Raw genomic sequence first — 23,059 nt, 5'->3', positions numbered from 1 at the left:
CCCGGGCCCGCGCCGTCTTACCGTTCTGTTGCCGCCGCCTCGCGCACCGTTTCGGCGATTTCCGCAAAGCTCTCTTGCAGCGGGCTTGCCTTGCGCCAGACCATGCCGACGCTGCGCCTTGGCACCGGGCGCGCAAAGCGGGCCACGTCCACCGCGGCGCCCTTCGCCTCGACACCGACCGCCATGTCCGGGATCAGCGTCACGCCGATGCCCGCCGCGACCATCTGCACCAGCGTGGTCAGCGACGACCCGTCCAGCCCGTCGCGCGGCGCCCCCGGCTGCAGGCTGCAGAACGACAGCGCCTGATCGCGGAAGCAGTGCCCCTCTTCCAGCAGCAGCAGGCGCATCCGCGACAGGGTTTCGCCGTCCGGGACCGGCTTGCCGGCATCCGCCAGCGGGCGGACCAGCACGAAATCCTCGTCGAACAGCGGCACCTCGGCCAGCTCCGGCTCTGAGATCGGCAGCGCCACGATGGCCGCATCGATCCGGCGCGCCTGCAACTCCTCGATCAGTCGCGAGGTCAGCGTCTCGCGCACCTGAAGGTCGATGGCCGCGTGCCGGGCGGACAGATGGCCGATGATGCGCGGCAGCAGGTAGGGGGCGATGGTCGGGATGATCCCCAGCCGCAGCCGCGACAGCGGGCTTTCGCGCGCGGCCCGGGCATAGTCCTGCAATTCCTCGACCCCGCTCAGGATGCCGCGCACGCGCGACAGGATGTCCTCTCCGAACTGGGTCAGGCGGATCTGCCGCGCGCTGCGCTCGAACAGCTGCGCGCCGAGATCCTCTTCAAGATCGCGTATCTGCACCGACAGCGCCGGTTGCGAGATCGCGCAGGCCGAGGCGGCGCGCCCGAAGTGGCCATGCCGGGCGACGGCCTCGAAATAGCGCAGTTGTTTCAGGGTCATGTTCGTCATAGGCAAAAGTTATTGGAACGATCTGAAATTTCAACTTAAACATATCATCTAGCCTTGTTAGAAAGGTTCTAGAAACGCCGGGGAGGAGGCCTGGACGATCGCCCGAAGGGCGGCGTTCACGCGTGCCGAATTCTCTGCTTTTCTACACGTATTCAACGGGTTGACCATGCGTCAACCCCAGCCAGCGCCCGACAGGAGACCCGACATGGACGGAAATGATATCGGCGGATGCCCGATGAAGGCCCATGCCACGATGATCGCCAGCACCAACCGCACCCGCAGCAATCGCGAGTGGTGGCCGAACCAGCTGAACCTGAACATCCTGCACCAGAAGCACCCGCGCCTCGACCCGATGGGCGAGAGCTATTCCTACGCCGAGGATTTCAAGAAGCTGGACCTGAAGGCGCTGAAGGCCGACCTGACCGCGCTGATGACCGACAGCCAGGACTGGTGGCCCGCGGATTACGGCCACTACGGTCCGTTCTTCATCCGCATGGCCTGGCACTCGGCGGGCACCTACCGCACCGCCGACGGGCGCGGCGGCGCGACCTCGGGCACGCAGCGTTTCGCGCCGCTGAACTCGTGGCCGGACAACGGCAACCTCGACAAGGCCCGCCGCCTGCTCTGGCCGGTCAAGCAGAAGTACGGCAACCAGATCAGCTGGGCCGACCTGATGATCCTGGCGGGCAACGTCGCGCTGGAATCCATGGGCTTCAAGACCTTCGGCTTCGGCGGCGGCCGTGCCGACGTCTGGGCGCCCGAGGAAGACATCTACTGGGGTGCGGAAACCGAGTGGCTGGCCACCTCGGACAAGGAAGGCAGCCGCTATTCCGGCGACCGCGCTCTGGAAAACCCGCTGGCCGCCGTGCAGATGGGCCTGATCTACGTCAACCCCGAGGGCCCGGACGGCAACCCCGATCCGCTGGCCTCGGCGCGCGACATCCGCGAGACCTTTGCCCGCATGGCGATGAACGACGAGGAAACCGTCGCGCTGACCGCCGGTGGCCACACCTTCGGCAAGGCGCATGGCGCCGGTGACGCGGGTCTCGTCGGCCCCGAGCCCGAAGCCGCCCCGATGGAGGCCATGGGTCTTGGCTGGCTGTCCAGCCACAAGTCCGGCAGCGGCGTCGATGCCATCACATCCGGCATCGAAGGCCCGTGGACCCCGACCCCGACCCAGTGGGACATGAGCTATTTCGACGTGCTCTTCGGCTACGAATGGGAGCTGGTGAAATCGCCCGCTGGCGCGAAGCAGTGGCACCCGGTGAACCCCAAGGACGAGGACATGGCGCCTCAGGTCGACGGCTCGGGCGCGAAGGTCACCACCATGATGACCACCGCCGACATGGCGATGCGCGAAGACCCGGAATACGCCCGCATCTCGCGCGACTTCCACGCCAACCCCGAGAAGTTCGCCGATGCCTTCGCCCGCGCCTGGTTCAAGCTGACCCACCGCGACATGGGTCCGAAGGTGCTGTATCTCGGCGACGAGGTGCCCGCCGAAGAGCTGATCTGGCAGGATCCGATCCCCGCCGTCGATCACGCGCTGGCCGATGATGCCGACCTCAAGGCGCTGAAGGACAAGATCCTTGCCTCCGGCCTCACGGTTTCGGAACTGGTCTACACGGCGTGGTCCTCCGCCTCGACCTATCGCGGCTCGGACAAGCGTGGTGGCGCCAACGGTGCCCGCATCCGCCTTGCTCCGCAGAAGGACTGGGCGGTCAACCAGCCCGAGCAGTTGGCGAAGGTTCTGGGCGTGCTGGAAGGCATCCAGTCGGACTTCAACGGCTCTGCCTCGGGCGGCAAGAAGGTCTCGCTGGCCGACCTGATCGTGCTGGGCGGCAATGCCGCGATCGAGAAGGCCGCGGCGGACGCGGGCAACCCGGTCGACGTACCCTTCACCCCGGGCCGCACCGATGCCAGCGCCGAACAGACCGACGCAGAAAGCTTCGAGCCGCTGGAGCCGCAGGTCGACGGCTTCCGCAACTACATGCCCGAGGCGCTGTCGGTTCCGGCCGAGGCGATGCTGGTCGACCGCGCGCAGCTGCTGGAGCTTTCCGCACCCGAGATGACGGTGCTGATCGGCGGCTTGCGCGTGCTGGGCGCCAACCACGGCGGCACCGATCACGGCGTGCTGACCACCCGCAAGGGCCAGCTGACGAACGACTTCTTCGTCAACCTGCTGGACATGGGCGTGAACTGGGCCAAGACCGACGACAGCGAGCAGCTCTTCGAGGCCAAGGACCGCAAGACCGGCGCGGTCAAGTGGACGGGCACGCGCTGCGACCTGGTCTTCGGCTCGAACTCGCAGCTGCGCGCGGTCTCCGAGGTCTATGCGCAGGAAGACAGCAAGCAGAAGTTCGTACGCGATTTCGCCAAGGCCTGGGCCAAGGTGATGGACGCGGACCGCTTCGAACTGGCCTAAGCCGCTACGCGCCCCGGCCCGCCCGGGGCGCCGCAAAGCACTTTATCAAGGGTCCCCGCGTTCCGGCGCGGGGGCCTTTTTGCATGGCCCATGCGGGCGTAGCGGGGTCGGTTTTCAGGGATGAAAACCGGCACGCCGACCGGGGTCCGGCAACACCCGGCGCGGGGGCATTGCGCAGGGCCAAGGCCTGCGGGAACCAATTGTGCCGCGCCCTGCCCTCGCGCGCCTTGCAGGGTGTCGGACCGGTCGCGCGGCGGACCCCGGAAACGCCGCCCGCGCCCGCTGCGCCTCAGGCGCCGCGCGTATCCCTGAGCCCCTCGATGCTGCGGGACAGGCCCGGCGCCAGCGGCAGAAGATCGGCCTGAAGCGCGTGGTAGATGTCCGGCTTGCCGATGAACTGGCGCGACACCGGGCGCCCATCCTCGCCCAGTTCCGGATACCACCCGCCCCTCTCGCGGTCGATCAGCGCGCCATGGGCGAACTTCCAGAGCCGCCGGTACCAGGCTTCCAGTTTCGCATCGGCGCTGATCTTGAGCAGGCTGGCAAGCGCGCCGATGCCCTCTGTCACCGGCCACCAGTAGCGGTCCGGGATCGCCACCCCACCGGCGGCGTTCAGCGTGTAGACAAGGCCACCGTCCTCGCGCCACGCGTCGGACAGCGCCTGTGTCACCAGCGCCCGGGCGCGGCCGACCGTGTCCCCCTCGGGCCGTCCGGCGAGATCCCAGTGATGCAGCATAAGCCGCGCGAATTCCAGAGAATGGCCCGGCGTGGTCCCGGCGGGGCGGAACATCGGGTTGCCGCTGTAATCCGGGTCAACCTCCCAGTCCGAGGTGTAATGTTCGGGGATGCGGTTCCCGTATTCGCCCGCCATGGACCGGGTGAAGAAATCAAGGATGTCGCCCGCGCGATCAAGGTGCCTGCGGTCCCCGGTCGCCTCATAGGCGGCCAGCAGCGCCTCTGTCCCGTGCATGTTGGCGTTCATGCCCCGGTAATCCGAAAACACCTGCCAGTCGCGGGTGAACTCGTCCTGGAACAGCGCCCGTCCCTCGTCGGAAAAGCGCGTGTCGAGCACCGTCAGGATGTCCTCCATCAGGGTCTGTGCAAGCGGATGGCCGATCAGCGCGGCGCTGGAGGCCGCCAGCAGGACGAAGACATGCCCGTAGGCCAGCTTGCTGCCGTCGTGCACGCCGTTCTCGTCCACCGACCAGAGATAGCCGCCATGCATCGGGTCGCGGTGGACGGTCCACAGATAGCGCATCCCGGCGTCAACGATCTCTTCGGTGCCGCCGAAGCCCGCCGCGGACGCCAGCGCGAAGGAATGCACCAGCCGCGTCGTGGTATGCAGCTCCTGCCCCTGCCGCAGAAGCGGCTGGGCGTCATGGTCCAGCGCGTCAAACCCGCCGTCGCCCCGCAGGCTGAGCGCGAAGAAGCGCACCTGCCGCTCTGCGTCGGCGCGCAGGTAGCGACGGTGCACCGGGTCGTTCAGCCAGGACCCTTCGTGGCCCGGGTCGGCCAGACGCAGATCGGTCATTCACACACTCCTTCGGGCCTTCGCCCCCTTGCAGACGGGTATCCCCTGCGCTGACAGTCAGGCACACCCTTGCGGATTTTGCCCGGAAACACACAGGAAAGAAAAGCCTCTGCCGCAGGGATCGCCCCACGGCAGGTCTGGCGGTCTTTTCGCAGGCGCTTGGCCGCGTCAAGGCGGTGTCGTGTCAGGACCGCCTGCGCCGGGCGCCGGCCGATACCGGGGGCCTGCCCGCGCCCCGTCCCCCGGCCGGTTCGGCAAAAGGCGCCGCGCGGCTCCCCGACCACCGCGCCCGGGCCCAGCGCCAACGGCGCCCGGCGCGCCATGCCTGCGGAGCCGCCCGGCGACGGGCGCGCCCCGCCACGACTTAACCTCAAATTACGACATTTCCGCCTGAGTAACATCGTGTTACGCTGAACGCGGGAGGACGGGCCATGCCGGAAATGACCCTGCGCCAGATCGAGGTGATCCGCGCCGTGATGATGACCGGCACCATAACCGGTGCCGCGAAGCTGCTGAACGTCTCGGCTCCCGGCATCAGCCGCCTTGTGAAACACGCCGAGGAATCGCTGGGCATCCGCCTGTTCGAGCGCAAGGCCGGGCTGTTCACCCCCTCGGTCGAGGCCGGGCCGGTCTTCGACCAGATCCGCGAGGTCTATACCGGCGTCGCCAACCTGCAACGGGCGCTGGGATCCCTGCAAAAGGGCGAGGACGTGACGCTGGCCTTCGCCTCTGCGCCCTCGATCGCGCAGTTCGTGGCGGCCCGCGCCCTGCGCCGTGTCCGGGCGCGCTATGCCGATCTCTTCATCGACCTCAATATCCTGAAGATCGAGGAAACGGTGGATTACCTGCTGCTCGAACGCGGCGAATTCGTGGTCATGAGCTATGCGGTCGACAATGCCGCCATCGAGAACGAGAAGATCGCCGAGGGCCAGCTTGTGGTGATCCTCCCCGAGGGCCACCGGCTGGCCGCGCAGCGGACGGTCTCTGTCCACGACCTGACCGGCGAGGCGCTGGTCGGTCTCGACCCCGAGGACCCCTATGGCCGGCTGATCGCGGAACCCTTCCGCCGCGCCGGCCTGCCGCTGAACCACGCGATGCGCGGACGCTTTGCCCAGACGCTGGTCAGCCTCGTCCGGCACGGGCTGGGTGTCGCGGTCATCGACGAGTTCTCGGTCGCCGAGGTCTACATGCCGGGCGTCATCCGGCGCCCGCTGGCAGAGACGGTGCCCATCGGCACCTATATCGTGCGCAAGAAGGGCCGCGTGCTCTCGGGCTTTGCCGAATTCGCGATCCAGCAGTTCCGCCGCGAACTGGCCCGGGCCTGCGCCGACCGCGACAGTTACTACGGGGATTCGTAACAAGATGTTAACGCATGGCCAAAACCGATGTTTGACGTTACGACCCACGCTCATCAGTGTATTGCCAGACCGTCGGCAGGCCCGACTCGGACCCATAGGGAGGACTTCATGAAGACATTCATTCTCGGCGCGATCGGTGCCCTGTCGCTTGGCGCAACCGCGGCCCTTGCGGACTACCCCGAAAAGGAAATCCAGGGCATCATCCAGTGGGGCGCCGGCGGGTCCACCGATACCGTGATGCGCTCTGTCACCCCGCATGCCGAAGAGGTCCTGGGCGGCACGGTCGTCATGCAGAACATGACCGGCGCCGTGGGCGCCATCGCGCTGAACCATGTCGCGGGCTCGTCCGCCGACGGCTACACCCTGCTGATGGGCGCGGAAAACCCTTTGCTTTACAAGATCATGGGCCTTGGCGACAAGGACTACTCGGAATTCACCCCGGTCTCGATCCTCGCCCGCGGCACACCGATCCTCGTGGCCGGCAGCGAGGCGCCCTTCGACACCTATGCCGAGATGATCGACTACGTGAAGGCAAACCCCGGCGAGGTCCGCTTCGGCTCCACCGGGCCGGGCGGCCTGGCCTCGGTCGTGACCGCGATGGTGAAGGCCGTCGAGGGCGACCTGGACGTGATCGAGGTGCCCTATGACGGCGACGGCCCGGCCCTGACCGGCCTGCAGGGCGGCGCCATCGACGTCATGGCCGTCGTGCTGGGCATCGCCCTCGACCCGATCCGCGCCGGCAACGTGAAGGCCCTGACCGTCGTCGACCCGCAGGGCGTCGATCAGCTGCCCGACGTGGCCCCGGTGACCGAAACCAGCGAGGGCTTCAACACCTACCTGCCCTGGGGGCCCTTCTTCGGCGTCTTCACCCCCAAGGACACGCCCGAGGATGTGGTCGCCAAGCTATCCGCCGCCTATGCCGAGGGCGCGCAGAACCCCGAGTTCGTCGAGATGATGCAGGGCCGCGGCTTCACGCTGATGGGCATCTCCGGCGACGAGGCAGAGGCCTTCCTGGCCAAGTGGCAGCAGGGCACCGCCTGGCTGCTGCAGGATGCCGGTCTGGCAAAGAACTCGCCCGAGGACTTCGGCATCGCCCGCCCCGGGGAATGACCAGAACGGCGCGGCGCCGCAGGGAACGCGGCGCCGGCCCCTTCTTCTGTCCGGAAATATCCCGGGGAGAGGGAGGGGCAGCGCCCCTCGCCACCGAAGCCCGCCCCGAAAGCAGGTCTCGCAAACCCGGCACCGCCGTCCCCACCCGGCGCCGCTCTCGCCAGACCAGGACCGCGTGCGTTCCGACACCCGCCAGCCCATGGCAGCGACCTTCCGGCAAGCCCCGCCCGGATTTCCCCGAAGGCCGCACTTGCAGATGCACAGGGAGGCATCCATGCAGCACCTCGACCCCGACCACCACGACGGCACTTCCGATGCCACGCCGGGCGGAGAGCCCGGAAAGCGCCGCCCCGGAGAGCTGCTCTTTGCCGCCGTCCTGACCGGCGCCAGCGCCTTCCTGCTGTTCGATGCCTGGGGGATCGAGAACAGCTTCGGCCCCAACGGCCTGTCCTCGCCGCGGGCCATCCCGGTGGCCGCGACCTTCGTCATGCTGCTCAGCGCCGGGCTGGTGCTGGTCCAGACCGCGCGCCTGCCGAAGGACCGCTCCGAAACGGTGCTGAAGGATATCCTGCCTCCGGTGGTCATGCTCTTCGCCGCGCTGCTGATCGCCTACGGCCTCTTGCTGCGCCCGCTGGGCTTCCTGCCGACCTCGGCGCTGTTCCTGATCACCGCGATCAGGATCCTGGGCCGGCGCGGCTGGGGCTGGACGCTGGCGGTCTCGCTGGGCAGCCTGCTGCTGATCTGGCTGGTCTTCCGCATCGTCTTTTCCGTGCTCATGCCCTCCGGCATCCTGCCCGAGGCGGAACTGCTGCAATTCTTCCGCACCCTGACCGCCGGAGGAGAGGCCTGATGGACGCGCTGATGAACATCCTCACCGTCCTCACCCAGCCGCAGCTGTTGCTGCTGGTGGGCCTGGGCACCTTCGCGGGCATCTATATCGGCGCGATCCCCGGCCTGTCGGTGACCATGGCGGTGTCGATCCTGATCTCCTTCACCTTCTCCTGGGATGTCTATCCGGCAATCTCGCTGATGATCGGCATCTACATGGGCGGCGTCTACGGCGGCTCGCGCACGGCGATCCTGCTGAACATCCCCGGCGCGCCCTCGGCCATCGCCACGGCGCTGGACGGCTACCCCATGGCGCAGCGCGGCGAGGCGGGCACCGCCATCGGCGTCACCACCGTCATGAGCTTCATCGGCGGCTTCGTGGGCATCGGCGTGCTGGCGCTGGCCGCGCCCATGGTCTCGGACTTCGCGCTCCGGTTCCAGCCGCGCGACTACATGCTGCTGGCGGTGCTCGGCATCCTGCTGGTCGGCTCGCTGTCGCAGGGGTCGCTGACCAAGGGCATCTTCGCCGGTGCGCTGGGGATCGGCATCGGCTGCGTCGGCCGCGACCCGCTGACCTTCACCGAGCGCTTCACCTTCGACCTGCAACTGATGGAGGGCGGGATCTCCTTCATCGCGGTCATGATCGGCATGTTCGGCGTCTCCGAGGCGCTGTTGCAGCTGCACCACGTCGACAAATCCGCCGTCCGGCAGAAGATCAGCCGCATCCTGCCCTCGCTGGCCACAGTCCGGAAGCACCTGCCGCTCAGCCTGCAGACCTCGACCATCGGCGTGGTCATCGGCGCCCTGCCCGGCACCGGCGGCGACATCGCGGCGCTGATGGCCTACGACCACGCCAAGCGCGTGACGAAGGACCCCGAACGCCCCTTCGGCGAGGGCGCGATAGAGGGGCTGGTGGCCCCCGAGACCGCCAACAACTCGGCCGTGGGCGGGGCCTTCATCCCGATGATGACGCTGGGCATTCCCGGCGACGCGGTGACCGCCATCATGATCGGCGCGCTCTTCATCCACGGGCTGAACCCCGGCCCGATGCTGATGATCGACCAGCCCGACATGTTCTGGTTCATCGTCGGCTGCCTGATCATGGCCAACTGCTTCATGCTGCTCTTCGGCCTGACCGGGATCAAGCTGTTCACGAAGATCGTCGAAATGCCGCGCAGCGCCCTGATCCCGCTGATCATGCTGCTGTCCATCGTCGGCGCCTACGCGGTGAACAACGCGGTGGCAGATGTCTACTGGATGCTGGGCTTCGGCGTCTTCGGCTATTTCATGCGGCACTACGGTTACCCGCTGGGGCCGGTGATCCTTGGCGTGATCCTCTCGCGCCTCCTGGACGACAACTGGCGCCGGGCGATCATCTCGGAACGCGAGGACCTGGGCCGCTTCTTCGAGGGCATCCTCGGCAGCCCGCTCTCGCTGGCGCTGCTGATCTCGGTGATCCTGATCTTCGTGTCGCAGACGCCGGTCTGGCGCTGGGGCAAGGCCCGGCTCTTCGGCCAGACGGAAGGACCCAGACCATGAATGACACGCCCGACCTGCTGCTTGGCCTGATCGGCGACAATATCGCCCGCTCGCGCACACCGCTGCTGCACCGCCTCGCGGGGGCGCAGAACGGCAAGACCGTGCGCTACGACAGGCTGGTCCCCAAGGACATGGGAGAGGCGTTCGACAGCGTCTTCGACGCCTGCGCGGCGCGCGGCTATCGCGGCATCAACGTGACCTATCCGTACAAGGAACGTGCGGCGAAGAAGGTCACGGTGGAGGACCCGCTGGTCCGTGCCATCGGGGCGGTGAACACGGTGCTCTTCGGCCCCGAGGGGCCCCGGGGCTTCAACACCGATTACAGCGGTTTCACCGCAGCCTACCGGGGCCTGCGCGGCGATACCGCCCCCGGCACGGTCTGCCTGATCGGCACCGGCGGCGTGGGCCGCGCCGTGGCCTTCGCGCTGGCGTCGATGGGCGCGGCAGAGATCCGGCTGGTGGACCGCGACGCGGCCAAGGCCCAGACCATGGCGGCAGAGCTTCGGGCCGCAAGCCCCGGCCTGCGCGTGACAGTGGCGGCAACCGCCGAAGCCGCGGCGCGCGGCGCGGACGGGATCATCAACTGCACGCCGGTCGGCATGGTCGGCTACGAAGGCACCCCCATCGAGGCGCAGGCCCTGACCGGCGCCACATGGTGCTTCGACGCGGTCTATACGCCGGTCGACACGCCCTTCCTGTGCGATGCGGCGCGGGCCGGTCTGACCGTCATTTCGGGCTACGAGCTGTTCTTCTACCAGGGTGTGCACGCCTGGGCGCATTTCGCCGGTCTGCCGCTGGACGAAGCGGCCCTGCGCCGGTCGCTTCTGGACGCCCCCGCCGAAGCCTGAGGTCAAAGGCGCTTCGAAGCGCCTTTGACAAAGCCCGTTCGAACGGGCTTCCCCCCACCACACCCGCCGCGCAGGGACAGCCGCCGCCCCCGTGGCAATCCGTCGCGAATTCGCTGTATACTCCGGCGCCGCCTTGGCGTAAGAGCCATGGCTTGCGCCCGCGCGCGCCGCGCGCCGGGTTCGCCGCCCTCTGCCATGGATACCCCCCTCCCGATGCTTCCTCCCCTTTCCGCAGCGCTGTCCGAGCGCGGTTACGAAACCCTCACCCCCGTGCAGGAGGCCGTGATCGCCCCCGAACTGGCACAGGCCGACCTGCTGGTCTCGGCCCAGACCGGGTCGGGCAAGACCGTGGGCTTCGGCCTTGCCATCGCGCCGACACTGCTGGACGAGGCCCACCACTTCGGCCCCGCCGCCGAGCCGCTGGCGCTGATCATCGCCCCCACCCGTGAACTCGCCGTGCAGGTGCGGCAGGAACTGATGTGGCTCTACGGCCAGACCCGCGCGCTGGTGACCTCCTGCATCGGCGGCATGGACGCCCGCACCGAACGGCGCGCGCTGGAGCGCGGCGCCCATATCGTCGTCGGCACCCCGGGCCGCCTGCGCGACCATATCGAGCGCGGCGCGCTCGACCTTTCGGGCCTGCGCGCCGTCGTGCTGGACGAGGCCGACGAGATGCTCGACCTGGGCTTCCGCGAGGACCTCGAATTCATCCTCGGCGAAGCGCCCGAGACGCGCCGCACCCTGCTGTTCTCGGCCACCGTGCCGCCGACCATCCTGAAGCTGGCCCAGACCTTCCAGCGCGACGCGCAGCGCATCAGCACCATCGACACCCGCGAGCAGCACAGCGACATCACCTATCAGGCGATGCGCGTGGCCCAGCAGGACGTCGAACCGGCGATCTTCAACCTCCTGCGCTTTCACCACGACGGCAATGCCATCGTCTTCGCCAACACCCGCGCGCAGGTGAACCACCTCGCCGCGCGGCTGGCGAACCGCGGCCTTGCCGCCGTCAGCCTGTCGGGCGAGCTCAGCCAGGCGGAACGCACCCACGCGCTTCAGGCGATGCGCGACGGGCGGGCCCGGGTCTGCGTGGCCACCGACGTGGCGGCGCGCGGCATCGACCTGCCGAACCTCAGCCTCGTGATCCACGCCGACCTGCCGATGAACACCGAAAGCCTGCTGCACCGCTCGGGCCGGACCGGGCGCGCAGGCCGCAAGGGCATCTCGATCCTGATGGTCACCCCCAAGGCCATGGGCAAGGCCACCCGCCTGCTCAAATGGGCCAAGATCACCGCCGACTGGGTCGAGGCCCCCTCTCCCGCCGCGATCCGCGAGGCCGACGAGGCGCGGCTGATGGCCGATCCGGCCTGGAACCACGGCGCGACAGAGGAACAGGCGGCCCTGGGCGAGCGGCTGCTCGAAGCCTTCGGTCCCGCCGCCGTGGCCACGGCCTTCCTGCGTCTGCACGAACAGAACCACGCCGCGCCGGAAGAGCTGCGCGCGCCGGGCGAGCGGGCACCCAGGAAAGAGCCGCGCGATTTCGGCCCCAGCCGCTGGATCGCCCTGTCGGTGGGCCGCGACAACCGCGCCGAGGCGCGCTGGCTGCTGCCGCTGCTGTGCCGCACGGGCAACCTCGACAAGAATGCCATCGGCGCGATCCGCGTGACCGACAAGGAGACCTACGTGGAGCTGTCCGAACCGGTGGTCGACAGCTTCATGGCCAGCCTCGGCCCCGATGGCGCACTGGAGGACGAGGTCTCGGCCCGGCTGTTCGACGGCGTGCCCGACCTGCCGCAGCGCAAGCCCCGCGACAGTGGCCCGCGCGACGGTGGCCCCCGTGGCCCCCGCCCCGACCGTGGCCCGCGCCCGGATCGTGGCCCGCGTCCCGAACGCGCGCCGCGCGAGGATCGCCCCGCCCGCCCGCGCCGCGAGGCACGCGAGGACGGCCCCGCGACCAAGCCGGTGTGGTCCGGATCCGACGACAGCCGCCCCTCCGGGCGCGGCGACCGTCCCTCGGGCCGCGAGGACGGCGCCGAGCGCCCCGCCAGGAAACCCTATGCCAAACGCGAGGACGGCGACCGGACGTTCGACCGCAAGGGCGGCGACAAGCCCTACGGCAAGCGCAAGGACGGCGACAAGCCGTTCCGCAAACCCGACGGCGACCGGCCTTTCGGCAAGAAGGACGGCAAACCCTTCGGCAAGCGTGACGACGGCGACCGCCCCTTCGGCAAACGCGACGGCAAGCCCTTCGGCAAGCGTGGAGACGGCGACCGGCCCTTTGGCAAGCGCGACGGCAAACCCTTCGGCAAGGATGGCGAGGACCGCCCGCGCAAGCCGCGCAGCGATGCCGGACGCCCGGACCACAAGACCGGGTCAGAGAAACCCAAGGGCCGCCCCGGCAGCACCGACCCCAGCGTCTCGCTGCGCAAGAAGGCCAAGCCGGGCGGCGGCAAACCGGTGAAGGGCAAGCACAGCCCCGCGGGTGCTGGCAAAGCCGGCCCCCGCCGCGAGGGCGGTTTCGAAACGCCCCGGCGCGGCAAGCCCCGCGACTGACCGGCACCCCGCGCGCTTCGGGCCCCCTCGATGGCCCGAAGCGCACCACCGCTCTCCCGGCACGCCGCTGATCTGACCCGAAGACCCAGGCGCCGTGCTGCCACCCGGGGCGCCATCCGCCCCGGCCCTGTGCCCCTGCGCCCGGCCCCCGTCTGCCCAAGCCCCGCCTGCCCCGGTCCTAGCCCCCCCGCGCAAGCGCTTTGCCCCGCCTGCACCGGCCCGGCCCCGCCCCTCTTCCCAGACACCCGCACCAAGGCCCCGCCGAAGACCCGGGCCCTCGGGATTGCCCCGCGAACCGACGCCCCCCGCTTCTTTGGTCCGACAAATACCTCGGGGGAGGCCCTTCCGGGCCGGGGGCAGAGCCCCTCTGCGCCAACGCCCCCCGGAACCCCGCCCTGCACCGGACACAGCCCCGCCGTGACAAATCGCGCGCGGCGGTCCGGCGGATTGCGCTGTAATATAGGGGTATCTGCGAGTCAGAATATACCGCAGCCAAGACACAAACCGTCACAGCCTGAAAAAGGAGCTTTCGTGATGGAAATCGGCCTTGTGGAATTGTCGCGCCTGCAGTTCGCGATGACCGCCATGTACCACTTCCTCTTCGTGCCGCTGACACTGGGTCTGTCGATCCTCGTGGCGATCATGGAAACCGTCTACGTCATGACGAACCGCCCGATCTGGCGGCAGATGACGAAGTTCTGGGGCACCCTCTTCGGCATCAACTTCGTGCTCGGCGTCGCCACCGGCATCACGATGGAGTTCCAGTTCGGCATGAACTGGTCCTATTACAGCCACTACGTCGGCGACGTCTTCGGCGCGCCCCTGGCGATCGAGGGGCTGATGGCCTTCTTCCTCGAGGCGACCTTCGTGGGCCTCTTCTTCTTCGGCTGGGACAAGCTGTCGAAGGTCGCGCATTGCGTCGTGGCCTGGCTGGTGGCCATCGGGTCGAACTTCTCGGCGCTGTGGATCCTGATCGCCAACGGCTGGATGAACAACCCGGTCGGCGCGGAATTCAATCCCGACACCATGCGCATGGAGATGACCGATTTCTTCGCGGTGCTCTTCAATGAGGTCGCCCAGTCGAAATTCGTGCACACCGTCTCGGCGGGCTATGTCACCGCCTCGATCTTCGTGCTGGGGATCTCGTCGCTGTATCTGTTGCAGGGGCGCTTCACCGACCTCGCGCGGCGGTCCATCGCGGTGGCCTCGGCCTTCGGCCTCGCCTCGGCGCTCTCCGTCGTCGTGCTGGGCGACGAGAGCGGCTATGCCACCGGGCAGGTGCAGAAGATGAAGCTGGCCGCCATCGAGGCGATGTGGGACACGCATGAGGCCCCCGCCCCCTTCACGCTGGTGGGCTTCCCCGACCAGGAGGCGCGGGAAACCCATTACGCGGTCGAGATCCCCTGGGTCATGGGGCTGATCGGCACCCGCAGCCTGACCGAGGAAATCACCGGCATCAAGGATCTGGTGGCCGAGAACGAGGGCCGCGTGCGGCGCGGCATCATCGCCTATGATGCGCTGATGACCATCCGCGAAGAACGCGACGCGGCCCCCTCCGAGGCGCGCTTCCGCTTCGAGCAGAACTCCATGGACCTCGGCTATGCCTTCCTGCTGAAGCGCTATGTCGACGACCCGCGCGAAGCCAGCGAAGAGCAGATCGCGCAGGCCGCATGGGATACGGTGCCCCATGTGCCGCCGCTGTTCTGGGCCTTCCGCATCATGGTGGGCCTCGGCGTCAGCTTCATCGTGCTAACGGCGGCCTTCTTCTGGCTGACCTCCTTCAGGGGCGGGCACTATCCGCGCTGGCTGCTCTGGGGCGCCGTGGCATGGATCCCCATGCCGTGGATCGCCGCCGAGATGGGCTGGTTCGTCGCCGAGTTCGGGCGCCAGCCCTGGACGGTCTCGGGGCTGTTGCCCACGGCCATGTCGGCCTCGCACCTGACCATCGCGGACCTGCTTTTCACGCTTGCGGGCTTCATGCTCTTCTACACCGTGCTCTTCGTGATCGAGGTCCGGCTGATGGTGAAATACATCCGCAAGGGCCCGTTTCAGGACGTCGACGAAACCGACGACTGGCAGCGCCGCCACGAGGCGCGCCTGCGCAGCGCGGGCACCGTGACCCCCATCGCCAACCCTGCGGAGTGACCGGCCATGATCCTCTCTGAGCTTATCGACTTCGAAACGCTGCGGGTGATCTGGTGGGTCCTCGTGGGCCTGCTGCTGATCGGCTTCGCGCTGACCGACGGCTTCGACATGGGGGTCGGCGCGCTGCTGCCCTTCGTGGCCAGGACGGATGTCGAGCGCCGCGTGGCGATCAACACCGTCGGCCCGGTCTGGGAAGGCAACCAGGTCTGGTTCATCCTCGGCGGCGGGGCGATCTTCGCCGCCTGGCCGCCGCTTTACGCGGTGTCCTTCAGCGGCTTCTACCTTGCGATGTTCGTGATCCTCGCGGCGCTGATCGTGCGCCCGGTGGCCTTCAAGTACCGGTCCAAGCGCGAGGACCCGGTCTGGCGCGAACGCTGGGACTGGGCGCTGTTTGCGGGCGGCGCGGTGCCCGCGACGCTTTTCGGCGTGGCGGTGGGCAACGTGCTTCTGGGCGTGCCCTTCCACCTGACGCCGGACCTGATGGCGCGCTACGACGGGTCGTTCCTGGGCAAGTTCATCGGCCTCCTGCGGCCCTTCGCGCTGCTCTGCGGGGTGGTTTCGATCTCGATGCTGCTGATGCACGGCGCCGCGTGGCTCTCGGTCAAGGCCGAGGGTCCGGTCAAGGACCGCGCCCGTGCCATCGGCGTGAAGGCGGGGCTGATCGCGGCGGGCGGCTACGCGCTGGCCGGACTGTGGCTGGCCATGGGCGTCGAGGGCTTCGCCTTCGCGGGCGAGGTCGTGACCGACGGGCCGTCGAACCCGCTGCTGTCCGAGGTGGTGCGCGGCGGGTCCTGGCTGGATGCCTATGGCGCGCGGCCCTGGATCATGGTGGCGCCGATCATGGGCTTTGCGGGCATGGCGCTGGCGATCCTGGGGCTGAAGGCGGGGCGCGAGGTTTCGACCCTGTTGTTCTCGAAACTGGGCATCCTTGGCGTGATCTCCTCGGTCGGGCTGACGATGTTCCCCTTCATCCTGCCCTCGACCGTGGACCCGAACAGTTCGCTGACGGTCTGGGAAGCCTCCTCCTCGCACCTGACGCTGTTCATCATGCTGGTCTGCACGGCGATCTTCCTGCCGCTGATCCTGATGTACACGGCCTGGGTCTACCGCGTCCTCTGGGGCAAGGTGACCGAGGACGACGTCACCGGCAATTCCGAAACGCTTTACTGAAAGGACAGGCCATGTGGTATTTCGCCTGGCTTCTCGGCCTCCCGCTTGCCGCCCTCTTCGCCGTCATGAACGCCATGTGGCTGGAGCTGCGCACCGATGCCGCCATCGCCGCCGAGGCCGACGCCGAGGACCGGGGCTTCGATCAGGACTGACGCCTGACGCTGCCGGTGCCGTCGTCAGGCCGCACCGGCAGCGTCCCTGCCACCGACCCGCCGCATGCCCGACCCGGGGCGCCCCGTGCCCTCGGATACCGCAAGCGGATGCGGGCAACGGAAGGAGCGCGGTTGACCCAGCCGGCGGCAGGGGATCGCGCCCGGCCCCGACAATTCCCCCGGCCCCCTTGTCAAAACCTGCCTGCCGCCATACCTCCGTCAGCGGCGGGTTCTGCTCTTCTCGTTACACGGGTACATTCCGGTGGCCTTAAGCAAATCCGAGGGAGCTGGCTCTGATTGGGCCGTGGTCCAGTTACCCGGCGCCCACCTGTATATACAGGTCCTCGGGAATGCGTCACCCATACGGTCGCTGCGGTTCCCGCCGCTGCGATAAAGGACCCCCGTGCCACCCGGCGCGGGGGTCCTTTCGCATTTCCGGTCAGAGACGGCGCAGCAGGTCGCGACGGCGCGGACGCGCCGGGCTTTCGGCCCGCACCGGCTGTGCCAGCGGCTGGCGTCGCCCGCCGCTGCCGCTGTCGCTTCGGGCCATGCGCATGATCGCAATGCCGAACTGCACGCCGCCAAAGACGATCCCGTTGAACAGCCACAGCAGGAAGAGGGCCAGAAGCCCGATGTCGCTGCCGCCGATCAGGTGGCGCAGATTCGCCACGTTGAACCACAGCAATATGCCGACGAAGACCGCCGACAGGGCAAAGCCCGCGAGTGTTTGCAGGATGTACAACCGGATCAGGCGCGGCATGGCGAGGCTCCCACTGCGTTTCGGGTCTTCCCGGGGCCGTCCCGTGACACGAATGCCCCGTAAACGCCGGGGGCCGGACGGCTCTGCCTGTCCCGGGTTGCGCCCGAACCGCTTTGTCATTCCATAGTCAGAATATGACAACCCCGGCCAAATGCAAGCGCGGTCCACCGGGTTCGGGGTGTGGCATATGGTGGCGCAGGACCAGCCCTGGCGCGCCTCCCCGGTGCCGGTGGCAGACAGCTGCCTCAGCCATCGTCCGCCTCCTCGCGCCGGTGCAGCGCCAGCGGTTCCTTGAAGGTGAGCGTGCGGTAGGGAAAGGGGATCTCGATCCCCTCCTCGTCGAGCGCCCGCTTGATCGCCGCCACCACCTTGTCGCGAGAGCGGCGGATGTCCACCGGCAGCGAGCCGGTCCACCACGCGATCTCGAAGTCGATGGAACTGGCCCCGAAGGCCATGGCGAAGACCTGCACGTCGCGCACGTCGTCGCGCACAAGGTCCACCTCCCGGACCGCCTTGTAGATCACGGCGCGGGCGCGGTCGATGTCCTCGCCATAGGCCACGCCGCAGACAATCGAGGTGCGCCGCACCTCCTGGTTGGTGCGCACCGTCACCGGGTTGTGGAACAGCTGCGCATTCGGCACGACGACAAGCTGCCCGTCGGTCTGGCGAATGTGGGTGTCGCGGATCGTGATGCGCTCGATCTTGCCCTCGGCGCCTTCGCATTCGATGAAATCGCCCATCTGGAAGGGTTCGCGCAGCAGGATCAGGATACCCGCAAGGAAGTTCTCGAAGGTGTCCTTGAAGGCGAAACCGATGGCCACCGATCCCAGCCCCAGCGTCGTCAGGGCCTTGCCCGGGGTGATCGTCGGAAAGACCACCGTCAGTGCCATCAGGATGCCCAGCAGCCAGATCGTCGTATTCGACATCAGCTTGAGCACATCGACCAGGTTGCGCCGGAAGCGCGCCCGGCGCCCGACCCGATCCAGAACGCCGCGAAAGAGCCAGGCGACCAGCGCCGTGACCGTCAGGACAAGGATCGCCACGCCCAGCCGGGGCCCGGCGGCGACCGCCCCTTCGACCCAGAAGGTCAGCTGATTGGTCAGGGTGCCGGTTACATCGCCCGGCAGCAGCGCGTCGATTTCATCCATCCCCGGATGAACGCGACAAACCGTCCCGGGTTCCACGCGGCCCGGCAGGGCGCGGGGGCGCGGTGCCCCGCCCGCGGTCCGTCCTCCGTGGCAGGCGCACCGGGCAGGCGCCGCGTCAGAATGCCTCGGGCTTTGCCTCGCGGGCCATGTGGTCGAGCACGGCGTTCACGAACTTCGGCTCGCGCCCCTCGGGGAAGAAGGCGGCAGCGACCTCGACATATTCCACGATAACCACCTTCGGCGGCGTGTCGGTGGCCACCAGCTCTGCCCCCGCCGCACGGAACAGCGCCCGCAGGGTCGGGTCGATCCGGTCGATCTTCCACTTCGCCACGATGGCGCGGTCGGTCATCTGGTCGATCTTCGCCTGCCAGTTCACGACCTCGTTCAGGATCTTGGTGAACAGGGGAATATCGCCGTCCAGCATCTCGTCGCCTTCGGGCGTCACCGCGCCGAAGCGGTGTTCGAGGAACTCACCCCGCACCTTGTCGGCGCTCTGGCTGGAATGCTCCATCTGGAACAGCGCCTGCACGGCATAAAGCCGCGAGGCGGACTTCATCTTGCGCCTCTGGTTGCCCGAAATCTGGCTCATGCGGTGGCCGGCCCTTTCCCCTCGCCCGCGATCTTCAGCTCGTCGGGTGTTGCGCGAAAGCCGACACCCTTGCGGTCCGCGCCGTATTGCCGTGTGATCGCCAGCAGGTGCAGCGCAGCCGCAGCGGCGCCGCCGCCCTTGTTCTGGCCCTGCGATTCGGCCCGGACCCGGGCCTGTTCGTAGTTTTCGACCGTGAGGATTCCGTTGCCGATGCACAGCCCCTGAAGCCCCAGCAGCGTGATCGCCCGCGAGGAATCGTTGCAGACCGTGTCGTAATGGGTCGTCTCGCCCCGGATCACGCAGCCCAAGGCCACATAGGCGTCGAAGTTCGACAGCCGCTCGGCGATGCCGATGGCGCTGGGGATTTCCAGCGCGCCGGGCACCTCGATGGTCTCGTGCGAGCCGCCCGAAGCCTCGATTTCCGCCTGCGCACCCTTCACCAACTCATCGGCAATGGCCTTGTAATAGGGCGCCACGACGATCAGCACCTTCACGGGCTTGTCGAATGCCGCGCGCGGCAGCGTGTAGTGCTCTTCGTTCGACGCCATCAGCCCAGCTCCGAGATCTTGCGGGTGCCGGTGATCTCCAGCCCATAGGCGTCGAGGCCGACAATCTTCGGCGAGGGCGAATTGGTCAGCAGCACCAGCTTCGACAGCCCCAGCGACGACAGGATCTGCGCGCCAAGCCCGTACTGTCGCAGGGTCTTGGGCGACACGCCTTCGTGCGCGTCCAGCTTCATCGAGGTGTCGCGCAGCAGGACCACGACGCCGCGGCCTTCGTCCGCCACGGCCTGCATCGCTGCGGCAAACTCGCCGGAGCGGCCCTTGGGCCCGGTGCCCACGACGTCCAGCATCGGGTCAAGCGCGTGCATCCGCACCAGCACCGGCGCATCGCCGGAAACATCGCCCTTGATCAGCACGATATGCTCGTCACCATGGCTTTCGTCGGTGTAGATCTTCATCTGCCACTCGCCGCCGAACTCGGATTGCACCGTCTCTTCGCTGCGCACCCGCACGAGGTTGTCGTTGCGGCGGCGGTAGGCGATGAGGTCGCTGATGGTGCCGATCTTCAGCCCGTGTTTCTGAGAGAAGGCCACCAGTTCCGGCAGCCGCGCCATCGACCCGTCGTCGTTCATGATCTCGCAGATCACGCCCGCCGGGTTCAGCCCGGCAAGGCGCGCGACGTCGACCGCGGCCTCTGTGTGACCGGCGCGGACCAGCACACCGCCCTTGCGGGCGCGCAGCGGGAAGACGTGGCCCGGGGTCGCGATGTCCTGCGCCCCCTTGCTGGCATCGATGGCCGTGGCCACGGTGCGCGCCCGGTCAGCGGCGGAAATGCCGGTCGAAATGCCCTCGCGCGCCTCGATCGAGGTGGTGAAGGCGGTTTCATGACGCGACGAGTTGTTCGTCGACATCAGTTGCAGGCCCAGTTCGCCGATGCGCTCTTCGGTCATCGACAGGCAGATCAGCCCGCGCCCGTAGAGCGCCATGAAGTTGATCGTGTCCGGCGTCGCCCATTGCGCGGGGATCACGAGGTCACCCTCGTTCTCGCGGTCCTCGTGGTCGACAAGGATGAACATGCGCCCGTTGCGCGCGTCCTCGATAATCTCCTCCACCGAAGAGATTGCGTCGCTCCAGCTTTCTTCGACTTGGCCGGGGGTCTCGTACTCTGCCATGGGGCCTCCGCTAGGTTTGGCAGCGCAGATACGCCACCCGGCGCGCGAAGGCCAGAGGCAACAGCGGTCAGCGACCGGCACAGAGGCTGTGCATGGGGCAAAAAACGGTGCCGCCCCGGCGCGGGGATCAGTCGAAGATATCCTCGATCACGTCGAAGGCTTCGTCGAAGAACCGCTGCACCAGCCCCTTCTTGAACTTTTTCTTGCGGGATTTCTTCTTGTTCCGCCCCTCCAGCGCGCGCAGGATCTCGTCGGCGGGAGACTTCGGGCGTTTCGCGGCCTTTGCCACGGGCGCCCTGCCCCGGCGCGGTTTGTCGGCGCCGGTCTTGAGGTTCTTCATCCGGCTCAGCGGTGCCCCGCAGGATGCGCAGGCCAGTTCGTGCTGCACCGCGCCTTCCAGCACCAGCGCGGCGCGGGTGCCGCAGTAACAGCAGGTTGCAATCCGGGTCTGCATCACCCCGATCTAGGCGCGCGCGGCGTAGAGCGCAACGGCAGCGGCATTCGAGACATTCAGCGAGCCGAAGCCGCCGGCGAAATCGATGCGCACAAGGCGATCCACGGTTTCCTTGGTCTTCGGACGCAGGCCCGGCCCCTCGGCCCCCAGCACCAGCGCGACCGGATCGGCGCGGCGGCCTTCCAGCGCCTCTTCGATGGTCACCTCGGCCTCGCCGTCGAGGCCCAGCACCAGATAACCCATGCCCTGCAGGGCCACGATGGTATCGGCAAGGTTGCGTTCGCGCAGGTAGGGCTGACGCTCCAGCGCGCCGCTTGCGGTCTTGGCCAGCGCGCCGGTTTCCGGCGCGGCGTGGTGGCGCGTGCCGATCACCGCCTGCGCGCCGAAGACCTCGGCCGAGCGCAGGATGGCGCCGACGTTATGCGGGTCGGTGACGCGGTCCAGAAGCACCAGCCGCAGGGCACCCTCGCTGGCGATGGCCACATCCTCCAGCCGCCCCCAGTCCAGCGGCCTGACCTCCAGCGCGGCGCCCTGATGGACCGAGTTCGGGTCCAGCGGCACCTTGAAGCGGCGCGGGTCCTGAATCTCGGGCTCGATGCCTGCGGCGGTGACGGCCTCGGCCAGCTTGTCGGCGGCATTCGGGGTCAGAATCAGGCGCAGCTTCTCACGCCGGGGGTTCATCAGCGCGTCGCGCACCGCATGCAGGCCGAACAGCCAGACGGTCTCTGCCGCCGAGGCTTTTTTCGCCTGTTCCTTCTCGACCACCCATTTCGGTTTCTTCGCCATGATCAGACCCTTTTCGCCGGACCCATGCCTTCGCATCGAAAGAGGCGCTTTGCCAAGAGAATTTCCGGTTGACGGGGAAATTGCCCCCCTGTAATGACCCCCCACGCCGGGCAAGTCCCGGCGCCCGGTGGGCGACAGGCCGCAAGGTGTGGCAGGGGACTGTAACTCCCTCGAGGCGACTCACGCCTGGTTCGATTCCAGGGTCGCCCACCATTCTATCAGACATAGCATTGAAATCGTGATGAAACCGCGCGTTTAGGCCGCGCGGGTGTCATCCTTGCCCCCCAGCGTCCTGCCCAGGGGGAGCCATGCCCCCCCTTTTCAGAGGCAGACAGCAAGCCGGTCAGCCGGGCAATGCCGGGGTCGGGCGGTCTCAATCCCGGATCACGGGAGAGCCGCTGCCGACCCGGTCAGCTGCAACTGGATGAAGGCCCCGCTCCGGGACGCGCGCAGGCTGGCCGCGCGGCTTCGGGGACGGCGGCGCGCGCCGCGGTCAGGCGGCGGCTTCGCGGCAGGCGCGGCAGAGGCCCAGAGCCTCGACCGCCACCCGCTCGACCGCGAAACCGACCTCTGCCCCGGCCTCGCGCACCGCCGCCGTGGCGGCGCGGCCCGGCGCCTCGACCACCGTGTCGCAGGCGGTGCAGATCAGGAAACAGGGGGCGTGGCGCTCTCCGGGGCGACCGCAGGCGATGAAGGCGTTCAGCCGTTCGACCCGATGCGCCAGCCCGTTCGCCACGAGGAAGTCCAGCGCCCGGTAGGCCACCGGCGGCTGCGAACCGAAGCCGCCCTCGCGCAGCCGGTCCAGCACCTCGTAGGCCCCCAGCGCGCGGTGCTCTTCCAAGAGCACCTCGAGCGCACGGCGCCGCACGGGGGTGAATTGCAGGCCCTTTTCGGAGCAGGTGTCCTCGGCGGCCCGCATCGCGTCGGCGATGCAGGTCCCGTGATCGTGCTGCTCGAATCCCTGAAGCATGGCGGCCCCTTTCCTTGCGATACAGTATAACACCATAACCGCTTTACAGGGGCGCCGACAAGGCCGGGCCCGATCCCGCGGTGCGCCTGCGGCGCGCATCCCCT

Annotated in this window: 20 protein-coding genes and 1 tRNA gene; 11 read left to right on the top strand and 10 right to left on the bottom strand. The window is 68.1% G+C overall.

All coding sequences use genetic code 11. The features are described from left to right. Positions 1-17: 17 nt before the first annotated feature. Positions 18-914 carry a LysR substrate-binding domain-containing protein gene (locus ACN5KJ_RS12345; protein ID WP_418594290.1) on the bottom strand — a complete coding sequence of 299 codons (897 nt, stop codon included), beginning with the start codon at positions 912-914 and terminating at the stop codon, positions 18-20. A gap of 205 nt (positions 915-1,119) precedes the next feature. Between ACN5KJ_RS12345 and katG the strand changes: the two genes are divergently transcribed. Continuing rightward, positions 1,120-3,339: a catalase/peroxidase HPI gene (katG, locus tag ACN5KJ_RS12340; protein ID WP_418594288.1), complete on the top strand. Its 2,220-nt coding sequence runs from the start codon at positions 1,120-1,122 to the stop codon at positions 3,337-3,339. Positions 3,340-3,628: 289 nt separating this feature from the next. On the opposite strand, the gene ACN5KJ_RS12335 is transcribed toward katG, so the two are convergent. Continuing rightward, a complete protein-coding gene (locus tag ACN5KJ_RS12335) occupies positions 3,629-4,870 on the bottom strand; it encodes an AGE family epimerase/isomerase (RefSeq protein WP_418594286.1) in 1,242 nt (413 codons plus the stop codon). Positions 4,871-5,301: 431 nt separating this feature from the next. Between ACN5KJ_RS12335 and ACN5KJ_RS12330 the strand changes: the two genes are divergently transcribed. The 9 genes from ACN5KJ_RS12330 (at position 5,302) to cydX (ending at position 16,573) form a co-directional block, all read left to right on the top strand. After that, positions 5,302-6,228 carry a LysR family transcriptional regulator gene (locus ACN5KJ_RS12330; RefSeq protein WP_418594285.1) on the top strand — a complete coding sequence of 309 codons (927 nt, stop codon included), beginning with the start codon at positions 5,302-5,304 and terminating at the stop codon, positions 6,226-6,228. A 108-nt stretch (positions 6,229-6,336) separates the two neighbouring features. After that, positions 6,337-7,338 carry a Bug family tripartite tricarboxylate transporter substrate binding protein gene (locus tag ACN5KJ_RS12325; protein ID WP_418594283.1) on the top strand — a complete coding sequence of 334 codons (1,002 nt, stop codon included), beginning with the start codon at positions 6,337-6,339 and terminating at the stop codon, positions 7,336-7,338. 274 nt (positions 7,339-7,612) lie between these two features. Beyond that, positions 7,613-8,188: a tripartite tricarboxylate transporter TctB family protein gene (locus tag ACN5KJ_RS12320; protein WP_347165427.1), complete on the top strand. Its 576-nt coding sequence runs from the start codon at positions 7,613-7,615 to the stop codon at positions 8,186-8,188. After that, entirely contained in the window at positions 8,188-9,705 is a 1,518-nt protein-coding gene (locus ACN5KJ_RS12315; protein ID WP_418594281.1) for a tripartite tricarboxylate transporter permease, read from the top strand. The genes ACN5KJ_RS12320 and ACN5KJ_RS12315 overlap by 1 nt, the downstream gene beginning before the upstream one ends. Continuing rightward, a complete protein-coding gene (locus ACN5KJ_RS12310; protein WP_418594279.1) occupies positions 9,702-10,553 on the top strand; it encodes a shikimate dehydrogenase family protein in 852 nt (283 codons plus the stop codon). Before ACN5KJ_RS12315 ends, ACN5KJ_RS12310 begins: the two co-directional genes overlap by 4 nt. Positions 10,554-10,766: 213 nt before the next feature. Next, positions 10,767-13,106 (top strand): DEAD/DEAH box helicase, encoded by a 2,340-nt coding sequence (locus tag ACN5KJ_RS12305; RefSeq protein ID WP_418594277.1) that lies wholly within the window; start codon positions 10,767-10,769, stop codon positions 13,104-13,106. Positions 13,107-13,640: 534 nt separating this feature from the next. Then, entirely contained in the window at positions 13,641-15,251 is a 1,611-nt protein-coding gene (locus ACN5KJ_RS12300; protein WP_418594276.1) for a cytochrome ubiquinol oxidase subunit I, read from the top strand. Positions 15,252-15,257: 6 nt separating this feature from the next. Then, a complete protein-coding gene (gene cydB / locus ACN5KJ_RS12295; RefSeq protein WP_418594274.1) occupies positions 15,258-16,421 on the top strand; it encodes a cytochrome d ubiquinol oxidase subunit II in 1,164 nt (387 codons plus the stop codon). 11 nt (positions 16,422-16,432) lie between these two features. Continuing rightward, positions 16,433-16,573 (top strand): cytochrome bd-I oxidase subunit CydX, encoded by a 141-nt coding sequence (gene cydX / locus ACN5KJ_RS12290; RefSeq protein ID WP_347165437.1) that lies wholly within the window; start codon positions 16,433-16,435, stop codon positions 16,571-16,573. Between the two features lie 439 nt (positions 16,574-17,012). Here cydX and ACN5KJ_RS12285 read toward each other — a convergent pair whose 3' ends face one another. From ACN5KJ_RS12285 to rlmB, 7 genes are all read right to left on the bottom strand, one after another. Further along, entirely contained in the window at positions 17,013-17,333 is a 321-nt protein-coding gene (locus tag ACN5KJ_RS12285) for a hypothetical protein (RefSeq protein WP_418594272.1), read from the bottom strand. A 245-nt stretch (positions 17,334-17,578) separates the two neighbouring features. Further along, complete coding sequence (locus tag ACN5KJ_RS12280) at positions 17,579-18,481, bottom strand: mechanosensitive ion channel family protein (RefSeq protein WP_418594270.1); 903 nt, start codon at positions 18,479-18,481, stop codon at positions 17,579-17,581. Positions 18,482-18,596: 115 nt separating this feature from the next. Further along, a complete protein-coding gene (gene nusB, locus ACN5KJ_RS12275) occupies positions 18,597-19,070 on the bottom strand; it encodes a transcription antitermination factor NusB (RefSeq protein ID WP_347165440.1) in 474 nt (157 codons plus the stop codon). Then, positions 19,067-19,618, bottom strand: coding sequence for a 6,7-dimethyl-8-ribityllumazine synthase (locus ACN5KJ_RS12270; RefSeq protein WP_418594268.1), 552 nt, complete (start codon positions 19,616-19,618; stop codon positions 19,067-19,069). Before ACN5KJ_RS12270 ends, nusB begins: the two co-directional genes overlap by 4 nt. After that, complete coding sequence (gene ribB, locus ACN5KJ_RS12265) at positions 19,618-20,745, bottom strand: 3,4-dihydroxy-2-butanone-4-phosphate synthase (protein WP_347165443.1); 1,128 nt, start codon at positions 20,743-20,745, stop codon at positions 19,618-19,620. Before ribB ends, ACN5KJ_RS12270 begins: the two co-directional genes overlap by 1 nt. 127 nt (positions 20,746-20,872) lie before the next feature. Next, positions 20,873-21,199, bottom strand: a complete 327-nt coding sequence (locus ACN5KJ_RS12260) for a hypothetical protein (RefSeq protein ID WP_418594267.1) — start codon at positions 21,197-21,199, stop codon at positions 20,873-20,875. Positions 21,200-21,208: 9 nt separating this feature from the next. Further along, the gene (gene rlmB, locus ACN5KJ_RS12255) at positions 21,209-21,985 is read right to left on the bottom strand and encodes a 23S rRNA (guanosine(2251)-2'-O)-methyltransferase RlmB (protein WP_418594265.1); all 777 of its coding nucleotides are present in this window, start codon (positions 21,983-21,985) and stop codon (positions 21,209-21,211) included. A 129-nt stretch (positions 21,986-22,114) separates the two neighbouring features. Here rlmB and ACN5KJ_RS12250 point away from each other — a divergent pair. Next, positions 22,115-22,198 (top strand) — tRNA-Tyr (locus tag ACN5KJ_RS12250). A 280-nt stretch (positions 22,199-22,478) separates the two neighbouring features. On the opposite strand, the gene ACN5KJ_RS12245 is transcribed toward ACN5KJ_RS12250, so the two are convergent. Next, positions 22,479-22,955, bottom strand: a complete 477-nt coding sequence (locus ACN5KJ_RS12245) for a Fur family transcriptional regulator (protein ID WP_206565127.1) — start codon at positions 22,953-22,955, stop codon at positions 22,479-22,481. Positions 22,956-23,059: the final 104 nt, after the last annotated feature.

This window comes from Ponticoccus sp. (in: a-proteobacteria) (genome assembly GCF_048381735.1).
The sequence above is the reverse complement of the archived record's forward strand: the minus strand, read 5'-3'. Positions and strand labels throughout refer to the sequence as shown.

Coding starts and splice junctions, on each gene's coding strand:
- ACN5KJ_RS12310 (WP_418594279.1), top strand. CDS start 9,702: ATGAATGACACGCCCGACCTGCTGCTTGGCCTGATCGGCGACAATATC.
- ACN5KJ_RS12345 (WP_418594290.1), bottom strand. CDS start 914: ATGACGAACATGACCCTGAAACAACTGCGCTATTTCGAGGCCGTCGCC.
- ACN5KJ_RS12305 (WP_418594277.1), top strand. CDS start 10,767: ATGCTTCCTCCCCTTTCCGCAGCGCTGTCCGAGCGCGGTTACGAAACC.
- ribB (WP_347165443.1), bottom strand. CDS start 20,745: ATGGCAGAGTACGAGACCCCCGGCCAAGTCGAAGAAAGCTGGAGCGAC.
- ACN5KJ_RS12315 (WP_418594281.1), top strand. CDS start 8,188: ATGGACGCGCTGATGAACATCCTCACCGTCCTCACCCAGCCGCAGCTG.
- nusB (WP_347165440.1), bottom strand. CDS start 19,070: ATGAGCCAGATTTCGGGCAACCAGAGGCGCAAGATGAAGTCCGCCTCG.
- ACN5KJ_RS12285 (WP_418594272.1), bottom strand. CDS start 17,333: ATGCCGCGCCTGATCCGGTTGTACATCCTGCAAACACTCGCGGGCTTT.
- cydB (WP_418594274.1), top strand. CDS start 15,258: ATGATCCTCTCTGAGCTTATCGACTTCGAAACGCTGCGGGTGATCTGG.
- rlmB (WP_418594265.1), bottom strand. CDS start 21,985: ATGGCGAAGAAACCGAAATGGGTGGTCGAGAAGGAACAGGCGAAAAAA.
- cydX (WP_347165437.1), top strand. CDS start 16,433: ATGTGGTATTTCGCCTGGCTTCTCGGCCTCCCGCTTGCCGCCCTCTTC.
- ACN5KJ_RS12270 (WP_418594268.1), bottom strand. CDS start 19,618: ATGGCGTCGAACGAAGAGCACTACACGCTGCCGCGCGCGGCATTCGAC.
- ACN5KJ_RS12330 (WP_418594285.1), top strand. CDS start 5,302: ATGCCGGAAATGACCCTGCGCCAGATCGAGGTGATCCGCGCCGTGATG.
- ACN5KJ_RS12260 (WP_418594267.1), bottom strand. CDS start 21,199: ATGCAGACCCGGATTGCAACCTGCTGTTACTGCGGCACCCGCGCCGCG.
- katG (WP_418594288.1), top strand. CDS start 1,120: ATGGACGGAAATGATATCGGCGGATGCCCGATGAAGGCCCATGCCACG.
- ACN5KJ_RS12325 (WP_418594283.1), top strand. CDS start 6,337: ATGAAGACATTCATTCTCGGCGCGATCGGTGCCCTGTCGCTTGGCGCA.
- ACN5KJ_RS12300 (WP_418594276.1), top strand. CDS start 13,641: ATGGAAATCGGCCTTGTGGAATTGTCGCGCCTGCAGTTCGCGATGACC.
- ACN5KJ_RS12320 (WP_347165427.1), top strand. CDS start 7,613: ATGCAGCACCTCGACCCCGACCACCACGACGGCACTTCCGATGCCACG.
- ACN5KJ_RS12245 (WP_206565127.1), bottom strand. CDS start 22,955: ATGCTTCAGGGATTCGAGCAGCACGATCACGGGACCTGCATCGCCGAC.
- ACN5KJ_RS12280 (WP_418594270.1), bottom strand. CDS start 18,481: ATGGATGAAATCGACGCGCTGCTGCCGGGCGATGTAACCGGCACCCTG.
- ACN5KJ_RS12335 (WP_418594286.1), bottom strand. CDS start 4,870: ATGACCGATCTGCGTCTGGCCGACCCGGGCCACGAAGGGTCCTGGCTG.